Origin of the sequence: Microbacterium californiense, from assembly GCF_047246625.1 — a bacterium.
Taxonomy (GTDB): domain Bacteria; phylum Actinomycetota; class Actinomycetes; order Actinomycetales; family Microbacteriaceae; genus Microbacterium.
The window spans coordinates 732,212-750,789 of the sequence record NZ_JBFOKQ010000001.1 but is presented as its reverse complement, the minus strand read 5'-3'; the positions used below and the strand labels follow the sequence as shown (position 1 = coordinate 750,789).

At 71.4% G+C, this 18,578-nt stretch carries 19 protein-coding genes and 1 tRNA gene; 10 read left to right on the top strand and 10 right to left on the bottom strand.

Going from position 1 to position 18,578, the window contains the following annotated elements; translation table 11 throughout:
* The first annotated feature begins 12 nt into the window (after positions 1–12).
* Together AB3M82_RS03660 and AB3M82_RS03655 are read left to right on the top strand one after the other, a co-directional pair.
* Positions 13–1,545 (top strand): NAD(P)/FAD-dependent oxidoreductase, encoded by a 1,533-nt coding sequence (locus AB3M82_RS03660; RefSeq protein ID WP_412955624.1) that lies wholly within the window; start codon positions 13–15, stop codon positions 1,543–1,545.
* Positions 1,546–1,831: 286 nt separating this feature from the next.
* On the top strand, positions 1,832–2,617 hold the full coding sequence (locus AB3M82_RS03655; RefSeq protein ID WP_412955623.1) for a cation-transporting ATPase: 786 nt from the start codon (positions 1,832–1,834) through the stop codon (positions 2,615–2,617).
* Between the two features lie 25 nt (positions 2,618–2,642).
* On the opposite strand, the gene AB3M82_RS03650 is transcribed toward AB3M82_RS03655, so the two are convergent.
* A tRNA-Leu gene (locus AB3M82_RS03650) sits at positions 2,643–2,715 on the bottom strand.
* 85 nt (positions 2,716–2,800) lie between these two features.
* On the opposite strand from AB3M82_RS03650, the gene AB3M82_RS03645 reads away from it, so the two are divergent.
* From AB3M82_RS03645 to AB3M82_RS03635, 3 genes are all read left to right on the top strand, one after another.
* Entirely contained in the window at positions 2,801–4,045 is a 1,245-nt protein-coding gene (locus AB3M82_RS03645) for an alanine racemase (RefSeq protein ID WP_412955622.1), read from the top strand.
* The gene (locus AB3M82_RS03640; protein ID WP_412955621.1) at positions 4,042–5,355 is read left to right on the top strand and encodes a D-arabinono-1,4-lactone oxidase; all 1,314 of its coding nucleotides are present in this window, start codon (positions 4,042–4,044) and stop codon (positions 5,353–5,355) included. The genes AB3M82_RS03645 and AB3M82_RS03640 overlap by 4 nt, the downstream gene beginning before the upstream one ends.
* 89 nt (positions 5,356–5,444) lie before the next feature.
* On the top strand, positions 5,445–6,011 hold the full coding sequence (locus AB3M82_RS03635) for a LemA family protein (protein ID WP_412955620.1): 567 nt from the start codon (positions 5,445–5,447) through the stop codon (positions 6,009–6,011).
* Positions 6,012–6,059: 48 nt separating this feature from the next.
* On the opposite strand, the gene AB3M82_RS03630 is transcribed toward AB3M82_RS03635, so the two are convergent.
* Together AB3M82_RS03630 and AB3M82_RS03625 are read right to left on the bottom strand one after the other, a co-directional pair.
* Positions 6,060–6,962, bottom strand: coding sequence for a hypothetical protein (locus tag AB3M82_RS03630; RefSeq protein ID WP_412955619.1), 903 nt, complete (start codon positions 6,960–6,962; stop codon positions 6,060–6,062).
* Complete coding sequence (locus AB3M82_RS03625) at positions 6,959–8,233, bottom strand: winged helix-turn-helix domain-containing protein (RefSeq protein WP_412955618.1); 1,275 nt, start codon at positions 8,231–8,233, stop codon at positions 6,959–6,961. The genes AB3M82_RS03630 and AB3M82_RS03625 overlap by 4 nt, the downstream gene beginning before the upstream one ends.
* 70 nt (positions 8,234–8,303) lie before the next feature.
* On the opposite strand from AB3M82_RS03625, the gene AB3M82_RS03620 reads away from it, so the two are divergent.
* Together AB3M82_RS03620 and ilvA are read left to right on the top strand one after the other, a co-directional pair.
* On the top strand, positions 8,304–9,500 hold the full coding sequence (locus AB3M82_RS03620; protein ID WP_412955617.1) for an AI-2E family transporter: 1,197 nt from the start codon (positions 8,304–8,306) through the stop codon (positions 9,498–9,500).
* Complete coding sequence (gene ilvA, locus AB3M82_RS03615; RefSeq protein WP_412955616.1) at positions 9,497–10,726, top strand: threonine ammonia-lyase; 1,230 nt, start codon at positions 9,497–9,499, stop codon at positions 10,724–10,726. Before AB3M82_RS03620 ends, ilvA begins: the two co-directional genes overlap by 4 nt.
* A gap of 67 nt (positions 10,727–10,793) precedes the next feature.
* On the opposite strand, the gene greA is transcribed toward ilvA, so the two are convergent.
* Positions 10,794–11,282 (bottom strand): transcription elongation factor GreA, encoded by a 489-nt coding sequence (gene greA, locus AB3M82_RS03610; RefSeq protein WP_412955615.1) that lies wholly within the window; start codon positions 11,280–11,282, stop codon positions 10,794–10,796.
* A 96-nt stretch (positions 11,283–11,378) separates the two neighbouring features.
* Positions 11,379–11,777 (bottom strand): DUF4307 domain-containing protein, encoded by a 399-nt coding sequence (locus AB3M82_RS03605; protein ID WP_412955614.1) that lies wholly within the window; start codon positions 11,775–11,777, stop codon positions 11,379–11,381.
* A 56-nt stretch (positions 11,778–11,833) separates the two neighbouring features.
* Here AB3M82_RS03605 and AB3M82_RS03600 point away from each other — a divergent pair, with 56 nt between their 5' ends.
* Entirely contained in the window at positions 11,834–12,118 is a 285-nt protein-coding gene (locus AB3M82_RS03600) for a hypothetical protein (protein WP_412955613.1), read from the top strand.
* Between the two features lie 19 nt (positions 12,119–12,137).
* Here AB3M82_RS03600 and trhA read toward each other — a convergent pair whose 3' ends face one another.
* Entirely contained in the window at positions 12,138–12,869 is a 732-nt protein-coding gene (trhA, locus tag AB3M82_RS03595; RefSeq protein WP_412955612.1) for a PAQR family membrane homeostasis protein TrhA, read from the bottom strand.
* A 96-nt stretch (positions 12,870–12,965) separates the two neighbouring features.
* On the opposite strand from trhA, the gene AB3M82_RS03590 reads away from it, so the two are divergent.
* Positions 12,966–13,745 carry an isoprenyl transferase gene (locus AB3M82_RS03590; protein WP_412957997.1) on the top strand — a complete coding sequence of 260 codons (780 nt, stop codon included), beginning with the start codon at positions 12,966–12,968 and terminating at the stop codon, positions 13,743–13,745.
* A 228-nt stretch (positions 13,746–13,973) separates the two neighbouring features.
* Complete coding sequence (gene phoH2, locus AB3M82_RS03585) at positions 13,974–15,338, top strand: RNA 5'-3' helicase PhoH2 (protein ID WP_412955611.1); 1,365 nt, start codon at positions 13,974–13,976, stop codon at positions 15,336–15,338.
* 280 nt (positions 15,339–15,618) lie between these two features.
* Here phoH2 and AB3M82_RS03580 read toward each other — a convergent pair whose 3' ends face one another.
* Genes AB3M82_RS03580 through AB3M82_RS03565 form a run of 4 tightly spaced genes read right to left on the bottom strand, consistent with a single transcriptional unit; the run spans position 15,619 to position 18,537 of the window.
* The gene (locus AB3M82_RS03580; RefSeq protein ID WP_412955610.1) at positions 15,619–17,013 is read right to left on the bottom strand and encodes a class II fumarate hydratase; all 1,395 of its coding nucleotides are present in this window, start codon (positions 17,011–17,013) and stop codon (positions 15,619–15,621) included.
* Positions 17,010–17,669 carry a carbonic anhydrase gene (locus AB3M82_RS03575; protein WP_412955609.1) on the bottom strand — a complete coding sequence of 220 codons (660 nt, stop codon included), beginning with the start codon at positions 17,667–17,669 and terminating at the stop codon, positions 17,010–17,012. Before AB3M82_RS03575 ends, AB3M82_RS03580 begins: the two co-directional genes overlap by 4 nt.
* Entirely contained in the window at positions 17,666–18,310 is a 645-nt protein-coding gene (locus AB3M82_RS03570; RefSeq protein ID WP_412955608.1) for a DUF4245 family protein, read from the bottom strand. Before AB3M82_RS03570 ends, AB3M82_RS03575 begins: the two co-directional genes overlap by 4 nt.
* The gene (locus AB3M82_RS03565; RefSeq protein ID WP_412955607.1) at positions 18,307–18,537 is read right to left on the bottom strand and encodes an exodeoxyribonuclease VII small subunit; all 231 of its coding nucleotides are present in this window, start codon (positions 18,535–18,537) and stop codon (positions 18,307–18,309) included. Before AB3M82_RS03565 ends, AB3M82_RS03570 begins: the two co-directional genes overlap by 4 nt.
* Between the last annotated feature and the right edge of the window lie 41 nt (positions 18,538–18,578).

The following is an 18,578-nucleotide window of genomic DNA, read 5'->3' as shown; positions in this document are numbered from 1 at the left end:
CAGAACAGCACTGTGCCCAAGATTCTGATCGTCGGTGGAGGCTACGCGGGCTTCTACACCGCGTGGAAGCTCGAGAAGCACCTGCGCAAGGGCGAGGCGGAGGTCACGATGGTCGACCCGCTTCCCTACATGACCTACCAGCCGTTCCTGCCGGAGGTCGCCGCGGGCGGCATCGAGGCCCGCCACTCGGTCGTCTCGCACCGTCGCCACCTCGAGCGCACGAACATCGTCACCGCGAAGGTGACCGGCATCGACCACGCCCACAAGGTCGCCACCATCACGCCGCCGTCGGGCGACGCGTACGAGTACGCGTACGACCAGATCGTCGTCACCGCGGGCGCCGTGTCGCGCACGTTCCCGATCCCGGGCATCGCCGACAACGCGATCGGCCTCAAGACCATCGAGGAGGCCGTCGCGATCCGCGACCGCCTGATGTCGAACTTCGACAAGGCCGCCACGCTGCCGGCCGGTCCCGAGCGCGACCGCCTGCTGACGGTCGTCGTCGTCGGCGGCGGGTTCGCCGGTATCGAGGTGTTCGCCGAGCTGCGCTCCCTCGCGTCCGCGCTGGTCGGCAAGTACCCGGAGATCCGCTTCGAGGACACGCACTTCCACCTCATCGAGGCCATGGGCCGCATCATGCCCGAGGTCTCGCTGCCGACCAGCGAGTGGGTGCTGAAGGACCTCGCCAAGCGCGGGGCCAATGTGCACCTCGACACCCAGCTGACCGGGGCCATCGACGGCAACGTCGAGCTCTCCACCGGCGAGGTCATCCCCACCGACCTGATCATCTGGACCGCCGGTGTCATGGCGAACCCGACCGTCGTGCGCGGCGGCGACCTGCCCGTCGAGGAGCGCGGTCGCATCCAGACCCGCGCCGACCTCCGCGTCGGAACCCCCGAGGCCTTCGTCGAGGGCGCCTGGGCCGCCGGTGACGTCTCGGCCGTCCCCGACCTGTCCGGTGGCGGCGTCGGCGGGTACTGCGTCCCGAACGCCCAGCACGCCGTCCGTCAGGCGAAGCTGCTCGCCAAGAACCTCGTGGCCGTGCTGCGAGGCGAGGAGCCGCGCGAGTACTTCCACAAGAACCTCGGTGCCGTCGCCGGCCTCGGCCTCTACAACGGCGTCTTCCAGTCGGGCAAGATCGCGCTCAAGGGCGTCATCGCCTGGATCGCGCACCGCGGCTACCACGGCCTCGCGATGCCGACGTGGGAGCGCAAGTGGCGCGTGCTGTGGGGCTGGTGGAACAACCTGTGGCTGGGCCGCGACCTCGTGAACCTGCAGACGGTGCAGAACCCGCGGTACGTGTTCGAGGAGTTCGCCGCGCGTCCGCGCCCGGCCGTCGACGCCTCGCCCGCCGCGGCCCCCGCCGCCGCCGACCCGCAGAAGGTCCCGCAGAAGGACGCCGCGGCCGCGCCCGCCGCGACCGCGAAGGCGGAGGCCGAGAAGGCCCCGGCCGCGAAGAAGCCCGCGGCCAAGAAGCCGGCTGCGAAGAAGCCCGTCGACGACGCGGCCGCCGAGCCGGCCACGGCAGACGCCGCCGCGAAGTAACCGCTTCGTGCGAACGCCCCGATCCCGCCGAGGGTCGGGGCGTTCGTCGTCTCGGGCTGCGGCGGTCGTCTTCGCACCCGGTTCATAGGTCGGCCGGATAGCGTCGGTCGGGCAAGGGGAGTACTCCCGTCTGCGGTGGTGTCGTCATTACGGACATGTCGTCGTGTCCCGGCCCATCGGCCCCTCGGGGTGGAGGAGACCTGGCGTCCGGATGCCGGACCGCCGCGACCCCTGCGCCTCGACGTGTCGGGACCGGTGGTGCGGCCGACACGAAGGAATTCTCACCATGGGACGGTTCTCCCGACTGCTCGGCCTCGCGGCCGAGGCCCTCGACAAGACCACGCATTCCGGGACGCCGCTGCCGGACCGCCGCCCGGCCCGGCAGGACCCGGCGCCGCCCACCGCGGCCTCTGCCGCGAGACCCACCACGCCCGGTGGATACGCACCGCCGCCCGCGCCCGCCTCCGCGCGTCCGTCTTCGCGCGCGTCGACCGCGGACCGGGCGGCGATCGCCCGCTACGACTACCTCCTCCAGACGGCGGACCCGCACCGCGTCGAGGAGATCCACCGCGAGGCGTTCGCCCGGCTGACCCCGGATCAGCGCGCTCAGGTGCAGCAGCGGATGAGCGCCGAGTTCCCCGCGCACGATCGCCCCGCATCCGCCTCGCCCGAGCACCTCGCCCGCGCCGCGGGACGCGCGGAAGCCGCCCGTCCCGGGCGCATGAAGGGCATCCTCGCGCGCGTCGGGGGAGCCGGCGTGGCGGGCGTCGCGGGCGGCGCGGCCGTCGGAGTGCTGGGAGCGGTGGCGGGTGGAGCCGTGCTCAGCGCCGCTGCCGGTCCGCTCCTCGAACAGGCGGCCGGGCTCGGCGTCGACTTCGACGCCTGGGCGCAGGGGATCGATGCCGAGGCGCTGGTCGGCGGCGTCGACGTCGAGGGCCTCACGGGGGCGGCGGATGGCCTCCTCGGCTCGGCCGGCGAGGCCGTCGCGGGGGCGGGCGAGGCGGCGTCCGGCTGGGGGGAGCGGCTGGGCGACCTCGGGCTGCCCGACATCCGCGATCTCTTCGGCCGGTAGGGTCGGCGGATGCCGCGGCGCGGCGTGCCCCCGCTGGGACTCGAACCCAGACTGAAGCGATTTTAAGTCGCCTGCCTCTGCCATTGGGCTACGGGGGCCCGTGCGCCAGCCTAGCCGCGCCGGGTCCGTGCGATTCGGTCCCAGACTCTGTGAACCGGAGTCCGGGAGCCGTAGGGTGGGGGAGTGCTCGACCTCGCAGACGGAGTGAGCTCCGACCCCCGCCCCGCGGCAGCCCCCGAGTGGCACGACCCGGCGCGGTACTGGCCGCGACTGAGCGCCGCGACCGCGCACCTTCCCGCACCGGTCGGCGTCATCGACCGCGATGCGCTCCGCCACAACGCGATGGACCTGCTCGTCCGGGCGGGAGGGCTGCCGATCCGTGTGGCCTCGAAGTCTGTGCGCGTGCGGGCGGTGCTCGAGGCCGTCCTGGCGCTGCCGGGGTTCCGCGGCATCCTCGCCTTCACCCTGCGTGAGGCGCTCTGGCTCGCACGGGACCACGACGACATCGTGCTCGGCTACCCGACGGTCGACCGCGGCGCGCTCGAAGAGCTCTTCGCCGACGACGAGGCCGCACGGCGGATCACGCTGATGATCGACGACCCGGTGCACCTCGACCTGATCGACAGCGTCGCGCCCGCCGACCGGCGCCCCGAGATCCGCGTCGCGATCGACGTCGACGCGTCGTGGAAGTCTGCGCTGCTCGGGCACATCGGCGTGCGGCGATCGGCCCTCTTCACGGCGGGAGAGGTCGCCGCATTCGCGCGGACGGTCGTCGCACGACGCGGCTTCCGCCTGGTGGGGCTGCAGATGTACGACGCCCAGATCGCCGGTCAGGGCGACGCCGCCGGCGCGGATGCCCCGCTCATCCGGGCCGTGCAGGCACGCTCGCGCCAGGAGCTCCGCGAACGCCGTGCCGCCATCGTCGCCGCGGTGACGGCGGTCGCGCCCCTGGAGTTCCTCAACGGCGGCGGCACCGGCTCGCTGGAGTTCACGGGGAGCGATGAGTCGCTCACCGAGGCGAGCGCCGGGAGCGGACTGCTCGGCGGGCATCTGTTCGACGGCTATCGGTCGTTCCGGCCGGCGCCCGCCTCCGCCTTCGCCTTCGACGTGGTGCGCCGCCCCGCCCCCGACATCGCGACGGTCCTGGGCGGCGGTTGGATCGCCTCCGGGCCGGCCGTCGCCTCGCGGCAGCCCCGTCCGGTCTGGCCCGAGGGCCTGCGCACCCTGCCGCGCGAGGCCGCGGGGGAGGTCCAGACGCCGCTCCAGGGCCCGGCGGCGACCCGGCTCGGCGTGGGCGACCGCGTGTGGTTCCGGCACGCGAAGAGCGGAGAGCCGGCCGAGCGCATCGACACCTATCACCTCGTCGCCGGCGACGAGGTCGTGGACGAGCTGCCGACGTATCGCGGCGAGGGGAAGGCGTTCCTGTGACGAGAATGGGCGGCACCTGGCAGAACTGGGGGCGGTCGGCATCGGTCCGGCCCGCGCGGGTCGAACGGCCGCGCACCCCCGAGGGCGTGCAGCGGGCGGTGAAGGCCGCGAGAGCCCAGGGACTGCCGATCAAGGCGGTGGGGTCCGGGCACAGCTTCACGGGAATCGCGATCGCCCCCGGCGTGCTGCTGGAGCTCGACGACATGCAGGGACTCGTGTCGGCCGATCCGGAGACCGGCCTCGTCACCCTCCTCGCGGGCACGCGGCTGCATCGGATCCCGGGTCTCCTCGCGCGGTACGGCCTCGCGATGGAGAACCTCGGGGACATCGACCGGCAGTCGATCTCCGGTGCGCTGTCGACGGGCACGCATGGAACGGGCGCGGGCTTCGGCGGCCTGGCCGCGCAGGTGGTCGGCATGACCCTCGTCACCGCCGCCGGCGAGTTCCTGCGGGTGGACGGGGAGCAGAACAGCGACCTGCTGCCCGCGGTGGCCCTCGGCCTCGGCGCGCTCGGCATCATCGTGGAGGTCACGCTGCAGTGCGTGCCGGCGTTCCTCCTCGAGGCCGTCGACCAGCCGGCCCCGCTCAGCGACGTGCTCGCCTCCCTGCACGACCGGGTGCGGGCAGCGGATCACTTCGAGTTCTACTGGTTCCCGCATACCGAGGTCGCCCTCACGAAACGCCAGAAGCGCCTGCCGGAGTCCGGCGTGCGCAAGCCCCTGCCGCTCGTCGGTCGATGGGTGGATGAGACCCTTCTCTCCAACGGCGTGTACCGGGCGACGTGCGCGGTGGGACAGCTGGTCCCCGCCCTCACGCCCCCCGTGAATCGACTCGCCGTCCGGCTCACGGGGGACCGCGCCTACACCGACCACTCGCACCGCGTGCTCACCCAGTCGCGCACCGTGCGATTCCGTGAGATGGAGTACGCCGTGCCGGCGGAGAACGTCGTCTCGGCGTTCCGGGAGGTGACGTCGGTGATCGAGCAGCGCGGGTGGCGGATCGAGTTCCCCCTCGAGGTCCGGTTCGCCGCCGCGGACGACCGCTGGCTCTCGACCGCGTACGGCCGTGACAGCGCCTACATCGCGGTGCACCGCTACTGGCGCGCCGACCCGACCGCGTACTTCGAGACGGTCGAGGAGATCATGCTGGCGCACGGCGGACGCCCGCACTGGGGAAAGTTGCACACCCTCGACGCGGAGCAGCTGCGCGAACGGTACCCCCGCTTCGACGACTTCCTGGCCGTCCGCGACCGTCTGGATCCGGAACGGGCGTTCCGCAACCGCTATCTGGACCGGGTCCTCGGCCCGTGATCCGCCCGCTCCGGCCAGGAATCGGCGCCCAGTCGACGTGCAGGAGCCGTGGATAGGATGAGACAAACACGAGGAAGGGTGGGCCTCTGATGGAATGGCTCGTGCCGGTATTGATCATCGTCGGTGTGATCCTGCTAGTCGGGATCTACCTGTGGGCCACGTACAACTCGCTCGTGCAGCTGAACGTCCGCGTCGACGAGGCATGGAGCGGCATCACCGTCCAGCTCAAGCGTCGTGCCGACCTGATCCCGAATCTGATCGAGACCGTCAAGGGCTACGCCTCGCACGAGAAGGCGGTCTTCGAGAACGTCACCCGTGCGCGCGCCGAGACCCTCTCCGCCAGCAGCCCGGGCGCGGCCGGTATCGCCGAGGGGCACCTGCAGCAGGCCCTGCGCAGCCTCTTCGCCGTCGCCGAGGCCTATCCGCAGCTGCAGGCCAGTCAGAACTTCCTGCAGGTGCAGCAGGCGCTCGTCGACACCGAGGACAAGATCCAGGCCGCGCGCCGCTTCTACAACGGCGGGGTGCGCGAGCTGAACACCAAGATCAAGGTCTTCCCGAACAACATCTTCGCGCGCGGCCTCGGCTTCACCGAGCGCGAGTTCTTCGAGGTGGCCGACAGCGGCGCGATCTCCGAGCCGCCGCGCGTCCAGTTCTGAGGGCGAGCCGCGCCCCTGCCCTCGGCGGCGGCGCGCGCTCGCAGCGGGTCACCAGGGGTCGAGAACGATCCCGGTCCCGGTGAACGTCGCATCGCCGCGCACCGACCAGTCCTCGGTCCGATAAGTGGCCGTCCGCTCGGCCCCGTCGAGACCCGTCCCCGTGACCGTCGCCACCAGCACGCCGCCGTCCGAGGTGAATCCGTCCGGCTCGAGCCGGATGACCGGTTCGGCGTCGATGCGGTAGCTCACCTCGGCGACGGTGCGGAACTCGGCGCCCCACGGCAGGCGGATCCCGCATCCCTCGGGCGCGGGATCGCTCGACGACGCGCAGGTCTCGAGCAGCGCGTCGAGCTGCTCCTGGGCGGCCTCGGTCGCAGCGGGGCGGAGTGCCGCATCGATCGCGATCTCGGTGGCCGCGCCCGGGAGCACGACGGCGTCGTTCGCTCCCGACAGCAGGGCCGGAGGCGCCGCCGTCACCGCGTACGCAGCCGGGACCAGAGCCAGGCGCTCGGATGCCGGGAGCACGGCGTCGCCGATGCGCACGGAGTCCCCGATCGCGGTCGACGGCGTCAGAGCGCCCAGCGCGCTCTCCCCGAGACGCCAGCGATCCGACTCCCGCGCGAGCGAGAGCGTCGCCTCGTGCGGCGTGCCGTCGAGCGTGAAGGTCACCTGGGCCGTCGCCGTCCGGCCCTCCTGATCGACGGACACGACCTCGGCATCCTCGATCAGCGCTTCCGCGTCACGGAACGCCGTCAGCGCGGCATCCGAGACGTCGATCCCGGTCGACTCGACGGCCGCCGGGTCACCCGACTCGAGAGCCCGGAGATAGGTCGTCGCCGCCTCCTCGGCGGAGATCGGCCGATCCGACGATCCCCGCAGCCAGATGACCGCAGCGGCGATGACCAGCAGCGCCGCGCCGCCCGCCAGGAGCACTCCTCGGCGCCGCCTCATGCCGGCTCCGTGGTGAGGACGGGCGCTTCCCGGGCGTGGACATGGCGGCGCACCGCCCCGCCGAGAGGCACGAGGGCGTGATGCACCGCGTCCGCGGCATCGCCCCACCCCGACACCGACAGGTTCTCCAGCCCCTGCCAGGCGCCGGCCAGCATCAGCTCCCGGGCCAGCGGCTCGGCATCCGCAGCAGTCGCCTGCGGCTCCCACCAGGCCGACTGCACCTGCAAGGTGGACGTGGCACGGTCGGCCTTCAGATCGACGCGGGCGACGATCCGATCGCCCACGAGCACCGGGAGCGAGTAGTACCCGTACCGGCGCTTCTCGGCCGGGACGTAGATCTCGATGCGGTAGTCCAGCTCGAACGCCCGGAGCGCACGGTCGCGGAACCACACCACCGGATCGAACGGCGTCAGCAGGGCTGCGCGGTCCAGCTGACGCGGCAGGACGGCGTCGCGGTGACGCCAGGCGGCGAGGGGCCGCCCGCCGCGCTCCCACCCGCGAACGCGGACGGGAGCGAGCTCCCCCTCGTCGACGAGTGCCTCGAGCGCGGACGACACGGTCGCACGGTCGCGGATGCGGTAGTAGTCGGCCAGGTCCGCTTGCGTGGCGACGCCCGAGGAGCGCGCCGCACGCCGGATGAGCTCCCGGATCGCATCGGCGCGGTCGACCTGTCGTGCGAGCACGGGGGCGGGGATCACGTGCTCCGCGAGCGCGTAGGTGCGCTCGAACCCCTTGCGTCCGCTGATCGCGACGTCGCCCGTGCGCCAGAGGTGCTCGAGCGCCAGCTTCACGTCGTCCCAGTCCCACCACGTCCCGCGTTCGCGGGGGGCGTCCTCGCGGAGGTCGACGGGACGGAGCGGCCCGCGGTCGCGCAGCTCGTCCTGCACCCATGCCAGCGTGCGCGGGTTCTGGCTCGGCCAGGAATCCGGCTTCGCCCACCGACGGCGGTAGTCCTCCATGCGGAAGCGCCAGAGCGGCCAGTCCTCGATCGGGATGAAGGTCGCCTCGTGCGCCAGGTACTCGACGTAGTGCGTGGTCCGCGAGAGGAAGACGCGGTCGAGCAGAGCGGGATCATACGCGCCGAGGCGCGAGAACAGCGGCAGGTAGTGCGACCGGGCGAACACGTTCACCGAGTCGATCTGCAGCACGCCCAGCCGCTCCATCGCGCGGTGGACGTGGCGGGCGGAGACCGCCGCCGGACGGGCTCGGCTGAACCCCTGGGCGGCCAGTGCCATGCGCCTCGCCTGTGCGCTGCTGAGCGTCTCTGTCACGGGGGCCAGCGTATCGTCGGCCGCCGACATGATGATCGGGCGCGTCCCGGTGCCGCCGTAGACTTGGGCGATGAGCGAAGAGCAGCGACCGCGGTTGAGGGACATCCTCCGCCCGCGTCCGGTCCCGACCGACCGGACGGTGACCACCGAAGCCGACGAGGCGGTCCCGCTGCCGCTGCGCATCACGGCCGGCTACGCCTGGCGGCTGCTGCTCATCGCCGCCGTCGTCGCGGGGTTCATCTGGATCGTCATCCAGCTCAAGCTGCTCGTGATCCCGCTCATGGTCGGCATCCTCGTCACGGCCCTGCTGTGGCCGGCGTTCGACTGGATGATCCGCCACCGGGTGCCCCGCTGGGCGGCCGTCGCCGTCTCCATCCTCGGCACGATCGCGATCGTGACCGTCCTGCTCTGGCTCGTCGTCTGGCAGATCCGAGCGCAGCTGCCGGACGTGCAGGAGCGCACCGGCGCGGCGATCGAGGACTTCCGGCAGTTCCTCCTCAACGGTCCGCTCCACCTCACCGAGACGCAGATCCAGAACTACATCGACCAGGGGTTCGCACTGGTCGACGAGCAGGCGCAGTTCCTGCTCAACGGAGCGCTCGCGGTGGGTACGACCGCCGCGCACGTGGTGACCGGCGCCGTCCTGTCGCTGTTCATCCTGATCTGCCTCCTCGCCGACGGCGCCGGGATCTGGCGCTGGACCCTGCGCATCTTCCCGCGGGCGGCGCGCCCCGCCGCCGACGGGGCCGGTCGCAACGGCTGGACCACCATCGTGAACTACGCGCGCACGCAGCTGCTCGTGGCCGCGATCGACGCCGTCGGGATCGGCACCGGCGCCGCTCTGCTCGGCGTGCCTCTGGCCCTGCCCGTCGCCGTCCTGGTGTTCCTGGGATCGTTCGTGCCGATCGTCGGCGCGGTGGTGACCGGAGCCATCGCAGTGCTGCTCGCCCTCGTCTACAACGGCGTCTGGATCGCGCTCGCGATGCTCCTCGTCGTCCTCGGCGTGCAGCAGCTCGAGGGCCACGTGCTGCAGCCGATCCTCATGGGATCCGCCGTGAAGGTGCACCCGCTGGCCGTCGTGCTCGTGGTCGCCGGAGGGTCGATGATCGGCGGCATCCCCGGAGCCCTGTTCGCGGTGCCGCTGGCGGCCTTCGTCAACGTCGCCGCCGTGACCATCAGCACCGGGTCGTGGCGCACGGGCGCGACCCCGCAGGCGGATCTGATCTGGAGCACAGTCCCGCGTCAGCGGAGAAGGAGTATTCGATGAGCGAAGTCCCCAGCCTGACAGAGTTCGAGCACGCCGCTCAGAGTCTGGCCGAGGTGATCTCGCACACACCGACGCTGCCGTCCCGCGCCCTCTCCGACATCCTCGGCGTGCCAGTGGTGCTCAAGATGGAGAACCTCCAGCGCACGGGTTCGTTCAAGATCCGCGGCGCGGCCTACCGGCTCTCCCGCCTGAGCGCCGAGGAGCGCTCGCGCGGAGTGGTCGCGGCCTCCGCCGGGAACCACGCGCAGGGCGTCGCGCTGGCGGCTCAGGCCCTCGGCATCCCCGCGACGATCTTCATGCCCCTCGGGGTCCCGGTGCCGAAGCTGCTCGCCACCCGAGGTTACGGCGCCGAGGTGGTGCTCGAGGGCGAGACGGTCGCGACCTCGCTGCGGCTCGCCGCCGATTTCGCGGAGCGCACCGGCGCCGTCCTGATCCCGCCGTTCGACCACCGCGACGTCGTGGTCGGGCAGGGCACCCTGGGTCTGGAGCTGCTCGAGGACGCCCCGGACGTCGAGACCATCGTGCTGGGCATCGGCGGCGGAGGGCTCATCGCGGGCGTCGCCGCGGCCGTGAAAGCGCGAGCGGCCGAACTCGGACGCGAGGTCCGCATCATCGGCGTGCAGGCCGAGAACGCCGCCGCGATCCCGCCCTCGCTCCGGGCCGGGCGGCCGGTCGACATCGAGACCCGCCCCACGATCGCCGACGGCATCCTCGTGGCCCGCCCGGGCGCCATCCCCTTCGACATCATCAAGGATCTCGTCGACGAGGTCGTCACCGTGTCGGACGACGACCTCGCACGCGCCATCCTTATCCTGCTGGAGCAGGCGAAGGTCGTCGTGGAGCCGGCGGGAGCGGCCGGGGTCGCCGCGATCCTCGGGGGCAAGGTCCAGAGCGCGGGCACCACCATGGCGGTGCTCTCGGGCGGCAACATCGACCCGCTGCTCCTGCAGCGCGTCGTCTCGCACGGGCTCGCCGCATCCGGCCGGTACCTCACGATCCGCATCCCCCTGCCCGACCGTCCCGGGCAGCTCGCCCGCGTGTCCGAACTCATCGCGGAGGCCGGGGCGAACGTCACCGAGGCCTCGCACACGCGTCACGGGCACGGGCTGCAGATCAGCGACGTCATCCTCGAGCTCAGTGTCGAGACGCGCGGTCCGGAGCACTCCGAGCTCACCCTCGACACGCTCCGTCGAGCGGGCTTCGAGCCGATGGTCGTCCCGGACTGACCCGGGCCGTACGCAGGACGCCCCTCCGGCCGTGCGGCGGGAGGGGCGTCTTCGCGTGCGGGGGCGGTCAACCCGTGTAGGTCTCGACGTTCACGATCTCGACCGAGATGGAGCGGCCGTTGGGCGCCTCGTACGACGACTTCTCGCCGACCTTCAGACCCAGGATGGCCTGCCCGAGGGGGCTCGCCTCGCTGTAGACGTCGAGGTCGCTTCCGACCGCGATCTCGCGGCTGCCGAGCAGGAAGACCTCTTCGCCGCCGGCCACGAGGGCGGTGACGACGGTGCCGGGCTCGACGACGCCGCGGCTCGCCGGAGCCTCGCCGACCTTGGCGGTCTTCAGCAGGTTCTCGAGCGTGCGGATGCGCGCCTCCTGCTTGCCCTGCTCGTCCTTCGCGGCGTGGTAGCCGCCGTTCTCCTTGAGGTCGCCCTCCTCGCGGGCGGCCTCGATGCGCTTCGCGATCTCGTCGCGCCCCGTCGTGGAGAGGTGTTCCAGCTCGGCGACGAGCCGGTCGTACGCTTCCTGCGTGAGGAAGGGAACCTGAGCGTCCGTGGACATGACGAAGCTCCTTCTTTCGGATCGCGCCCGCGCACCGCGGGGGATATGCCAAGACGCCCCGGCACGGTGCCAGGGCGTCGTCTGTCTGCGTCGAGTCTAGGCGACCCAGCAGGTGTTCACCAAACCTGTGGTGGCGGCGGAGACGGTCGGCACCCGGGCGGACTGGGCTTGGGAATGGCTGGCGACGTCGGGGATCTCCACGACCTTCCACCCCACCACACCGAACTCCTCGTCGAGGGCCTCGACGATGCACACCACGTCCTTGCCCTGCACGCCGCTCACCTGGAAGCGCACGTCGACGCTGTGCTCGTCGACGAGCACGAAGCCCAGATCATCCGCGTCGACCGAGTTCATGGACTGCGTCACCGTCATCCAGCCGTACGCGCCGACGGCCAGCACCGCGATCGCGCCGGCGACGATCCACGGCGTCCGTCGGGTGCGCCCGCGTCCGTAGCGGTCGTCGAGCTGCTCTGGCGTCGTCACGGGGCGGGTCATCCGATCGTTAGGCTGGAGATACCAGGTTATGCGACCTGCGTACGAAAGGCCGATTCATGCTCGCTCTGACCGAGACCCCGATGCCGACGCCCACGATGACCGTCGACCCGGAGGCCGTCACCCCCGGGTTCGTCGGATTCGCGGCCATCGTCATCGTGCTGATCGCGGTGATCCTCCTGATCTGGGACATGAACCGCCGCATCCGCCGCGTCCGCTACCGCGAGGAGGTGCGCGAGGAGCTCGATGCCGAGCAGGCCGCGCAGGCCGCCGACGAGGCGACCGAGACGGATGCCGACCTGCCGATCGCCCGCGAGGGCGATGACGACCCGCGCACCCCCTGATCCGTCCGGCGCCGGCCGCTCAGGCGGCGCCGAGAGACGGAGAGAGCGGCGCGAGCGCGATGAGCAGGCACGCCGCCCAGTGGCAGAGGAACGCCAGCACGGTGCACACGTGGAAGATCTCGTGGAAGCCGAAGCGTCCGGGCCACGGGTTCGGCTTCTTGAGCGCGTACACGATCGCCCCGCCCGTGTAGAGCAGCCCGCCCACGATCACGAGCACCATCATCGCCGGATTGGCCTGGAACAGGTCGACGATGTACATCACCGCCGCCCAGCCGAGCAGCAGGTACAGGGCGACGTAGAGCCATCGCGGCGCGTTGATCCAGAACACCCGGAAGAGGATGCCGAGGATCGCGCCGCCCCAGACCAGCGCGAGCAGGAGCGCGCCCTTCTCGGGCGGAAGCGCCAGGGTGGCGATCGGCGTGTACGTGCCGGCGATGAGCAGCAGGATGTTGGCGTGGTCGATGCGCTTGAGCACGGCCTTGACCCTGGGGCCCCAGTCGAAGCGGTGGTACACGGCCGAGTTGCCGAAGAGCAGCAGGGACGTGGCCATGAAGACCGCGGCCGCCCACTTCGCCGGTGCGCCCTGCGCGAGGACGATGAGCACCACTCCGGCGGCGATCGCGACCGGGAAGGTGCCTGCATGGATCCACCCGCGCCAGGTCGGCCGGATCTCCACGGCGGCATCGACCGCGGCCGCCTCCTGCAGGGGGAGCTGAGGGAGGTCGGGGCCGGCGTCTTCGGGGGTGCTCACCGTCTCACTCTAGGCGCGGGGTCATGCCGCCAGCCGTACATATCCCGGGTGCTCGCGCCTGGCGTTCCGCCGCCGAGGCGGTAGCGTAGGACGGTGATGTCACGGGACAACCAGGGGCGCGGGCCGCTGTATCGGCTCTACAGCAATCGGCTGCGGCGTCACCTCGACCCGACCGTCGTGCCGCATCACGTCGCGATGATGATCGATGGCAACCGGCGCTGGGCGCGCCAGCTGGGGTACGCCTCGGCGGCGGAGGGGCACCGCGCCGGAGCGGCGAAGATGCGCGAGTTCCTCGGCTGGTGCGACGAGCTCGGCGTCGCGGTGGTCTCGCTGTACCTGCTGTCGAGCGACAACCTGCGCAAGCGCGACACGGCAGAGCTGGAGGATCTCATCGAGATCATCGCCGAGCTCGCCGAAGCGCTCTCCCGCGAGGGGAACTGGCGCGTCAAGCACGTCGGCCGGTCCGACATCCTCCCTCCCGAGCTGGCGCGCGTGCTGGCGGAGGCCGAGGAGCGCACGAAGGACCACACCGGGCTCCACGTGAACCTCGCCGTCGGGTACGGCGGTCGGAATGAGATCGTCGACGCCGTCCGCAGCATCCTGGTGAAGCACGAGGCCTCCGGGGGCACGATGGAAGACCTCGCGGCGCAGCTCACGCCCGAGATGATCGGGGAGCACCTGTACACCGGCGGGCAGCCCGACCCCGATCTCGTCATCCGCACGAGCGGCGAGCAGCGGCTGAGCGACTTCCTGCTGTGGCAGAGCGCGCACAGCGAGTTCTACTTCGTCGAGGCGCTCGGTCCGGACCTTCGCGAGGTCGACTTCCTCCGCGCGATGCGCGACTTCGCCGACCGCGACCGCCGCTTCGGACGCTGACTCCCGCTTCCTCTCCGCCGCCCGCAGAGGGAGCGCGTCCCGGCGCGTCGCCGGCCGTTCATCCAGCCGTAACGAATCGCGGCGTGTCGAGCCGTCGAAATGTCGACGGCAGGTCGTACCTTCAAGGCATCGGGCACGGCGCCCGGTCGAGTCGGCCACAGGCAAGCGACTCGTGGCCCCAGGTCGACTCGTTGGCATAGCCGGGATTCCCCGGGTCGGGAGTGGGTCGTGACCACACGTACAGCGCAGCAGCAGGCAACCCGTCAGTCGACGAGGCAGGCCGGCTCCACACAGCCGGATCAGGATCTCCGCACCTACGTGCTCGACACGTCGGTGCTGCTGAGCGATCCGCAGGCGTTCTTCCGCTTCGCGGAGCACTCCGTCGTGCTCCCCGTGGTCGTGATCACGGAGCTCGAGGGCAAGCGGCACGATCCGGAGATCGGCTACTTCGCGCGCCAGGCCCTCCGCCACCTCGACGACCTCCGGGTCGAGCACGGACGCCTGGACTTCCCGGTCGAGGTCGGCGACGGAGGGACCCTCCGCGTCGAGCTCGCGAACGCCGACACCTCCGTGCTTCCCGCCGGCATCCGCCTCAGCGACAACGACAGCCGCATTCTGTCGGTGGCGATGAACCTCGCCCAGGACGGCCAGGACGTGACGATCGTCTCCAAGGACCTTCCGATGCGGGTCAAGGCCGCCTCTCTCGGACTGCGCGCCGAGGAGTACCTCGCCGAGCAGGCCGTGGACTCCGGGTGGACGGGCATCTCGACCCTCGACCTCTCCGGCGACGACATCAGCGACCTGTACGAGAGCGAGGTCGGGATCAGCGAAGAGGCCCGCGGGCTTCCCGTCAACACCGGGCTCATCATCCACTCGGAGCGCGGGTCCGCCCTCGGCCGGGTCACGGGCGACGGCGAGTACCGGCTCGTGCGCGGCGACCGCGACATCTTCGGGATGCACGGCCGCTCCGCCGAGCAGCGGATCGCGATCGACCTGCTGCTCGACCCCGAGGTGGGCATCGTCTCGCTCGGCGGCCGGGCGGGCACCGGGAAGTCCGCCCTCGCCCTGTGCGCCGGGCTGGAGGCAGTGCTCGAGCGGCAGCAGCAGAAGAAGATCATCGTGTTCCGGCCGCTGTTCGCGGTCGGCGGGCAGGAGCTCGGATACCTCCCCGGAGACCAGGGGGAGAAGATGGGTCCCTGGGGCCAGGCCGTGTTCGACACCCTCGGCTCGGTCGTGTCGGGGAACGTGATGGAGGAGGTCGTCGAGCGCGGCATCCTCGAAGTCCTGCCGCTGACGCACATCCGCGGACGCTCGCTGCACGACGCCTTCGTGATCGTCGACGAGGCCCAGTCGCTGGAGCGCAACGTGCTCCTGACCGTCCTCAGCCGCATGGGGCAGAATTCGCGGGTGATCCTCACCCACGACGTCGGTCAGCGCGACAACCTCCGCGTCGGCCGGCACGACGGCATCGCGAGCGTCATCGAGACGCTGAAGGGCCACGACCTGTTCGGGCACGTGACCCTCACGCGCTCCGAGCGGTCGGCCATCGCGGCCCTCGTGACCGAACTCCTCGAGGGCGGAGAGCTCAGCTAGCCCACCCCGCCGCGCCCCCGCACGCCGGGCGCGGGAACGACGGATGTCGGATCGAACAGCGGTATCGGTCCGGCATCCGTCGTTTCGTCCCCCGGACCGTCGGGAAGGTGACGTCCGAACGGCGGGCTCACGCATGAGCGCTGCGACGGATCGCCGCCTGGATGGCGCCAGCGGCAGTGGCGGCCCCCGGAACCTGCGGCACCTGGCGTTGCGGCCGAGGCGTCCGGGAACACGGAACGCCGGCCCCGAGAGGGAGCCGGCGTTCCGAAGAGCGCGGGGGTCAGCCCGGGTGCGTCATCGAGAGCAGGTCGAGCTTCTCGTCGAGCTGCTCCAGGGTGAGCTCGCCTCGCTCCACGTAGCCGAGGTCGATCACCGCGTCGCGCACCGTGATGCCCTGGGCGACGGAGTGCTTCGCGATCTTCGCCGCCGCCTCGTAGCCGATGAGCTTGTTCAGCGGCGTCACGATCGATGGGCTCATGCCCGCGAAGGCGGCGGCGCGGTCGAGGTTCGCCTGCAGGCCGTCGATCGTCTTGTCGGCGAGCACGCGCGCGGCGTTCCCGAGCAGGCGGATCGACTCGAGCAGAGCCGTGCCCATGACGGGGATCGCGACGTTCAGCTCGAAGGCGCCGGACGCTCCGGCCCAGGCCACGGTTGCATCGTTGCCGATCACCCGGGCGCACACCATCAGCACGGCCTCCGGCACGACGGGGTTGACCTTGCCCGGCATGATCGAGGAGCCGGGCTGCAGGTCGGGGATGTGCAGCTCGCCGAGACCGGTGTTGGGGCCCGAGCCCATCCAGCGGAGGTCGTTGTTGATCTTCGTCAGCGACACCGCGATGGTGCGGAGTGCGCCGGACGCCTCGACCAGGCCGTCGCGGTTGGCCTGGGCCTCGAAGTGGTCCTTCGCCTCGGTGATGGGCAGCTCGGTCTCCGCCGCGAGCAGCGCGATGACCTTCTGCGGGAAGCCGAGGGGCGTGTTGATGCCGGTGCCCACGGCGGTGCCGCCGAGCGGGACCTCGGCGACGCGGGGGAGGGCGGACTGCACGCGCTCGATGCCGAGCCGGATCTGGCGGGCGTAGCCGCCGAACTCCTGGCCCAGCGTGACGGGCGTGGCGTCCATGAGGTGGGTGCGCCCGGACTTGACGGCGTCCTTCCACAGCTCGGCCTTCGCCTCGAGAGCGACCGCGAGGTGGTCGAGCGAGGGGATGAGGCTGTCGATGAGCGCCTGGGTGACGGCGATGTGCACCGAGGTCGGGAAGACGTCGTTGGACGACTGGGAGGCGTTCACGTGGTCGTTGGGATGCACGTTCGCGCCGAGGATGCGGGTCGCCAGCGTCGCGAGCACCTCGTTCATGTTCATGTTCGACGACGTGCCGGAACCGGTCTGGTACGTGTCGACGGGGAAGTCGCCGTCATGGCGGCCGGCGGCGACCTCGTCGGCGGCCTGGGCGATCGCGTCGGCGATGGCGCCGTCGAGGGTGCCCAGCTCCTTGTTCGCAAGGGCCGCGGCCTTCTTGATGCGGGCGAGGGCGGCGATCTGCGTCGACTCCAGTCCCTTGCCCGAGATCGGGAAGTTCTCCACGGCGCGCTGCGTCTGCGCCCCGTAGAGCGCGTTCACGGGCACGCGCACCTCGCCCATGGTGTCGTGCTCGATGCGGTACTCGGTGTCGGTCATTCCGATCCCTCCTGCGGTTCGGGGTCGATCCCCACGGTGATGACGGGCACGGCCGTGCCCTCGGCCAGACGGTAGTTGGCGCCGACGATGCCCAGGCGGCCCTCGGCGACGGCGGTGCTGATGATCTCGGACGACTGCAGCAGGTCCGCGACGGTGTTGCGCAGGTGCTCGCGTCCGACGAGCTCGGCGTCGATCTCGGCGACCGTGGTGCCGCCGCTCTCCGCCAGCACCTTCCGGGCGGCCGGGACGATCGGCGCGATCAGCTTCCAGATGTGCGGGGGCACGGGAGCGGCGTCGATGGCGGTGCCGTCGATCGCCGCGCGCACGGCGCCGCACGAGTCGTGGGCGAGGACCACGATGAGCGGCACGTCCAGCACCGCGACCGCGTACTCGAGGCTGGCGACGATCGACTCCCCGATCACCTGTCCGGCGTTGCGCACCACGAACAGGTCGCCGAGGCCGAGGTCGAAGATGATCTCGGCGGCGAGACGCGAGTCCGAGCATCCGAAGAGGGTGGCCACCGGGTTCTGGGCCGCGGCGAGATCCTTTCGCCGGGCGACGTCCTGATTCGGATGCCGGGGCTCGTCGGCCACGAAACGGCGATTGCCGTCCTGCATCTGCTTCCAGGCGGCGGCGGGCGTCAGGTCGTGGCTCATGGGGCCTCCGTGAGTGAGCGGATCTGGGGGACCAGCGATGCGGCGAGGTCGGCGGTGGAATCGGCGGAGCGCGATCCGTACAGCAGCACGTAGTCGTCGCCCGCCTGGGTGCCCAGGCCGTAGGAGACGTTCTGGTCGGCCGTGGAGCCGCCGGGGGTGTAGACGTCCCACTCGATCCCGTCGATCCGGATCGTGTCGGTCGGAGCCGTGCCGCCGAGCTGCTGAGGCGCCCAGGAGGCGTCGGCGTCGAACGCCTGCGCGATCTTGACGAAGCCGCGCTCGTCGTCGGCCGCCGGCGCCAGGGTGATGTTCCACACGACCGGGGAGCCGCCCACGAGCTCTGCGGCGTTGACACGCCAGAAGTCCCCGGTCTCGGGCACCACCACGGGGCTGTCCACGGTCGATTCCACATCGGCCGCGATGCCGGGGAGATCCACGGAGGGCGCAGCCGCGGGCTCGCCGCGCGGCACCGCGAAGATGATCACGACGAGGACGGCGAGGGTCGCGAGCAGTGCGGCGATGAGGTTGCGCACGCTCTGGCTCGAGCGGTAGGCCTTGCTGGACGCGGCCTTGCGGGCGGCGGTCTCCTCCGGCGTCTCAGGACGCCCGAGCTCGGCGACGATCGGGGCGGGCTTGTTCACGATCCGCTCTCGTCGCTCGCGGCGGCGCGCGCGGCCTCGAGGCGCCGCTTGGCGCCCAGGAGCCATTCCTCGCAGCGTGCCGCGAGGGCTTCTCCGCGCTCCCACAGGGCGAGCGACTGCTCGAGGGTCGGCGCACCCTGCTCGAGCTCCGCGACCACGGTGACGAGCTCGTCGCGGGCGGCCTCGAACGTCAGCGTCTCGACAGGGGTATCGTTCAGCGCGCTCACCCCTCCATCCTACGTCGTGCGGTCCCGCCGGTCGGTTCGGC